General features: G+C 61.6%; 5 protein-coding genes. 1 reads left to right on the top strand and 4 read right to left on the bottom strand.

All coding sequences use genetic code 11. The annotated features are described in order from the left end of the window. Positions 1–738, top strand: a 738-nt coding sequence (locus AAFX91_RS39475) for a sulfite exporter TauE/SafE family protein (protein WP_394570098.1), incomplete at its 5' end; no start/stop codon positions are given. Positions 739–800: 62 nt separating this feature from the next. Here AAFX91_RS39475 and AAFX91_RS39470 read toward each other — a convergent pair. The 4 genes from AAFX91_RS39470 to AAFX91_RS39455 all read right to left on the bottom strand — a co-directional run bounded on the left by AAFX91_RS39470 (position 801) and on the right by AAFX91_RS39455 (position 4,096). Continuing rightward, a complete protein-coding gene (locus AAFX91_RS39470) occupies positions 801–1,544 on the bottom strand; it encodes a prolyl oligopeptidase family serine peptidase (protein WP_394570097.1) in 744 nt (247 codons plus the stop codon). Between the two features lie 73 nt (positions 1,545–1,617). Beyond that, on the bottom strand, positions 1,618–2,037 hold the full coding sequence (locus AAFX91_RS39465; protein WP_394570096.1) for a hypothetical protein: 420 nt from the start codon (positions 2,035–2,037) through the stop codon (positions 1,618–1,620). Beyond that, complete coding sequence (locus AAFX91_RS39460; RefSeq protein WP_394570095.1) at positions 1,935–2,519, bottom strand: hypothetical protein; 585 nt, start codon at positions 2,517–2,519, stop codon at positions 1,935–1,937. Before AAFX91_RS39460 ends, AAFX91_RS39465 begins: the two co-directional genes overlap by 103 nt. Positions 2,520–3,052: 533 nt before the next feature. Further along, entirely contained in the window at positions 3,053–4,096 is a 1,044-nt protein-coding gene (locus AAFX91_RS39455) for an IS110 family transposase (protein ID WP_394570094.1), read from the bottom strand. Positions 4,097–4,443: the final 347 nt, after the last annotated feature.

Here is a 4,443-nt window from a genome sequence, read left to right as displayed (position 1 = left end):
AAGCTGCTCACGATCCCGCGAAATCCGTGCTCACGATCCCCTGAAATCCGTGCTCACGATCCCGCGAAACATGCACTCTTGCCGGGCATTGCGATCGGCGGCTATGCACTGGCCTCGCTGCAGCCGGGCTGGATCAAATTCGCCACCTACACGATCATTCTGCCCCTGATCCTGCTGCAAGCCGCCGGTTGGCGCCGCCGGATCGAGGCAAGCTGGCTAATCGGCCTGCCATTCGGGTCGATGCTGGGCGTCCTCTACTCGGTGACGACCATCTCAGGCCCGCCTTTGGCGATGCTGTTCAACAATCAGGGCCTCGTCAAAAACGAATTTCGCGCCGGACTAGCCCTGGTTCGTGTGGCGGAATCGAGCGTAACCGCCTTCATCTATTATAAGCTCGGCCTGTTCATTTCAGAAAGCGGCAGCCTGCTTTATGTCTTTATTCCTAGCGTCGTGCTCGGCATTCCGCTGGGATCTTATGTTATCCGCCGGCTTGATCCGGAGATCTTCCGCCGCATCTGCATGAGTTTTGATGCCTGGGTCGTGGGCTTCGGCCTGTCACGGGTGCTAATCGAGCTCGCCCTGATGCAGAGCCCGTGGGCCTATGGCGTGATGGCGGCAACGATCCTGATCGATCTTTACCTGCTATACACGTTCTTCACGGCACATAACGGCGGCCCTGGGCGACCTCAGAGACAAGCGCGGCGCGCCGAGCGCGAGGTTAGAGCGAGCTCAAGTTGAATGGATCTGGTGTTCTGTCCGCATAACAGAAATGCACACGATCAAACGGGCTGGCGTTCCGTTCAAAGGATCCGGGCGCGCCGCCGCGGCCCGCTCGATGATCTCGGCGACCAAACGGGCTGATGTTGATCGGCTGCCGTCTGCAACTGTCGATTTAGCGAGTCCGCTCCTGGACCTGACTCAATCCACAAGCCGTCCGAATGCATAGGTGTATTCGAGTGCCATGCGGCGTGCATGTTCAGTGAGATTGGCGGCGGCGCTGTGCCCCCATCGATATTCTCATAGTAGAAATAGGGCTGGCCCAGCGCAGTGAGCCTGGCGGCTGCCTTGCGGCCATGCGCCGGATGCACGCGGTCGTCCTTGGTGGACGTGAGGATGAAGGGGACCGGGTAGGTCTTGCCCGGGACCAGCTTCTGATAGGGCGAGTAGGCCTCGAGCCACTCGCGCTGCTCGGGAATGGCGGGATCGCCATATTCGCCGGTCCAGGAGGCGCCGGCGCCCAGCTTGGTGAACCGAAGCATGTCGAACAGCGGCACCTGCACGATCGCCGCGTTGAAGGGGTCGGGTCGCTGGGTGATTGCGGTCCCCACCAGCAGGCCTCCCTGGCTGCCGCCGACCACGCCGAGCCGGCGCGGAGAGGTGACGTTCCGGCGGATCAGGTCCTCTGCAACGGCGATGAAATCATCCCATGTCCGCTGCTTCGTTGCCGCCTGGGCAGCCTCGTGCCATAGCGGCCCGAACTCGCCGCCCCCGCGCAGGTTCGCGACGACATATGCATTGCCCTGCTCGAGCCAGAGCCTCCCCATAACCCCCGCATAGGACGGCAGGAGCGGCTTCTGAAACCCGCCATAGCCATGGAGAAGGGTTGGGGTCGACCCATCAAACCTCGCATTCCGGGGCCGCACCAGAAAGTAGGGAATCCGGGTGCCGTCGCGCGAAGTTGCCTCGAACTGCTCCACGATATGCTGGGACGCGTCGAACTGCGGAGGTGCCGAGGCGTTGGCTTGCGGCGTCGAAGTAGTAGAGCGACGTCGGCCTGAGGAAGTTGGAGACGGCGAACATCACCTCCTCCGTTTCATCGGAAGCGGCTTGCAGGCTCACGCTCGCATTCTCCGGGAGCGGGATCGGGGTGGCCCGCCAGGTCCCCTGATCGTACTTGTAGACGAACGCCTTGCCCTGAACATTGTCGAGGATCGTCAGATCAACAGGCTCCTGGTGGCCGCGAAGCCGCCGAGCGCCTGCCGAGCCGCTGGTTGGAAGACCAGTGACGGCCTGGCGCTGAGCGGATCCTGTTTCCATTCGTCCAGGTCATACGAGATCATCGAGCCGGCCGCGAAGCGACTGTCGCCGGATGGCGCCCAGTCTTCGTTGAGCGTCACAAGCAGGCGGCCACTGGCGATGCCGCCGATGTTCGCCTTCTTTGGCAGGTTGAGCTTGATCGGCCCCTTGGGCCCGAAAAGCACATACTCCTGCTCGAACCTGCTGATGGCGCGCATGGCCCCGGTCGCATGGACCTTGCCTTCACTGTCCCGCAGCACGAATGGCACCGTACTGGCATCGGTCGGTTCGCCGCGGAAAACCTCGCGCGCTTGAACGAGCGGCTGAGCGCGCTTGAGCTCTTTCACGACGAAAGGGTAGCCGGCCTTCGTCATGGTCCCTTGGCCCCAATCTCGTGCGATGAGGATCGTGTCCCCGTCGACCCAGCTGACGTTCTGCTTTCCCTCCGGAAGGTCGAAGCCGGTCGTGACGAAGGCTTTGGCGTTCCGGTCGAACCCGCGCACGAACGCCGCGTCCTTGCCGCCGTCTGATAGTTTGGCCAGGCACAGGCGCCCCTCAGGGGGCAGGCAGCTGCCGCCTCGAAAAACCCAGTTCTTCCCCTACCATTACAGTTGTAATTTTTTCTTGAGATGGGCTTTGCGCGCAGTTGCCTGATGAGCCCTGCGCCAGAACGACCATGCGAGGACGCGGGCGTGCGGGATGCGCCGCTGGGGGAGCTTCATGGCGATGCGGCGGATTTGCTGGATCGACCAGCGGATCGTGTATGGAACGGCCCGCGGGCGCAAGAGCTTTCTCAGTCGACTTCACACATGGGAGCGGTGCCGTCATGTATACGGCCTGTAAAGCGCGGCGCATGACCGCTGGCCTCGATGAAGTCCGCGACACAAGGGGCTAATCAATCAGACGCGCTTGAAGCGCATTGTCGCGCCAGCCTCACTCATGCCGGGATTTCGTCCCGTGGGTTCATCGCCTGTTATTGCGCCTTGCCCTCTGCCGGCCTGCGCCGGTCAGATCTCTTTGACAGCTGCTGTATGCATCAAGCGGCAGCCGTAGTCGTCGCCAGCGTCTCCGGACACCGGTAAATCCCGCCCTTGTTCAAGAGCGCCCAAGCAATTCGCGCTGTCTTGTTGGCCAGCGCGACCGCTGCCACCTTGTACGGACGTCTGGCGAGCAGCGCCCTCAACCACGGCCGCGCCCGATCGGCCTTCCGGGCAATTCGCAGGACGGATGTCGCCCCAAGAACGAGGAGGCTCCGAAGTTCGGGGTTTCCTATCTTCGAGATGCGTCCCATCCGCTCCTTGCCCCCACTCGAATGCTGTCGCGGCGTCAGTCCCAGCCAGGCAGCAAAGTGACGAGCGGATTTGAAGCCGCCGGGATCTGGCACCAGCGCCTTGATGGTCGCCGCTGTAATGGCTCCAATGCCGGGGATCGTAGTCAGTCGGCGCATGTCCTTGTCGGTCTTTGCCGCAGCAACAATGGCTCGCTCGAGCTTGTCAATCTGGTCCGCCTGGGCCTCGATCTGATCGGCAACTGCCGTCAGGGCGACGCGCGCTGCCGCAGGCAAGCGGACATCTGCTACGTCCCGTACGATTGCAACCAACGCCTCGACCTTTGTCCGGCCAGCGGCGGCAATGATGCCCAACTCGGCGAGATGCGAGCGTAGGGCGTTGATAGTCTGCGTTTGCTGTTTCACCAGAAGTGCGCGACTCTTCAGGACCATCATTGCGGCTTGTTGCTCAGCCGTTTTGATCGGAACGAAGCGCATGGTCTTGCGAGTCACGGCCTCGCTGATGGCCTCGGCATCCGCCGCATCCGTCTTGCCGCGCTTCACGAAGGGTTTGACATAAGCCGGCGGAATCAGCCGCACTTGATGACCGAAAGTTGCAATCTCGCGCGCCCAATAATGGGCGCTGCGGCAGGCTTCCATCCCCACCAGGCATGGTGGCAGCTTCTCAAAGAAACGCAGAACTTCGCTGCGCCGTAGTCTCCGGTTCAACACCGGCGAGCCATCGCCACCCGCGCCGTGAACTTGAAAAATGTGCTTCGCCAAATCCAACCCGATGGTGCTAATCTGTTTCATGGAACGGTTCCTCCTTGTGGCGTTCGAATAACGACCACGTTTTAGCACGATGATGCTGTCGGAGCGGGCCGTTCCACCACATCAAATCAGGATGAGAGCGCGTATTGCCTCATGTAGCAATGTTCCCGAAGGCCCAGTCGGCGCCTCACCTATTTTGCTCCCGGACCGAATGGAGGAGGAGGCCGATCGTGGAGCTGTCAGATTGCGCAACGACCGGCCTCCTCCGGGCATCGTTTGCTTCATTGTGTCGCCGCGTCATCATTAATTTGCTGTAGCGCGTCGATCTGGATGGGAAGGCGCGGCAATCTGGATGACGAGTCAGTGTCGCAGCGAGGTGATGATTGCCG

The sequence above is a fragment of the Bradyrhizobium sp. 31Argb genome (assembly GCF_043638955.1).
In the GTDB taxonomy this organism is placed as follows: Bacteria; Pseudomonadota; Alphaproteobacteria; order Rhizobiales; family Xanthobacteraceae; genus Bradyrhizobium.
This window is presented reverse-complemented; position numbering and strand designations above follow the sequence as displayed.

Bases quoted from the DNA above. Each gene is read 5' to 3' on its own strand.
- AAFX91_RS39470 (WP_394570097.1), bottom strand. From the start codon at position 1,544: ATGGGGAGGCTCTGGCTCGAGCAGGGCAATGCATATGTCGTCGCGAAC.
- AAFX91_RS39455 (WP_394570094.1), bottom strand. From the start codon at position 4,096: ATGAAACAGATTAGCACCATCGGGTTGGATTTGGCGAAGCACATTTTT.
- AAFX91_RS39465 (WP_394570096.1), bottom strand. From the start codon at position 2,037: ATGGAAACAGGATCCGCTCAGCGCCAGGCCGTCACTGGTCTTCCAACC.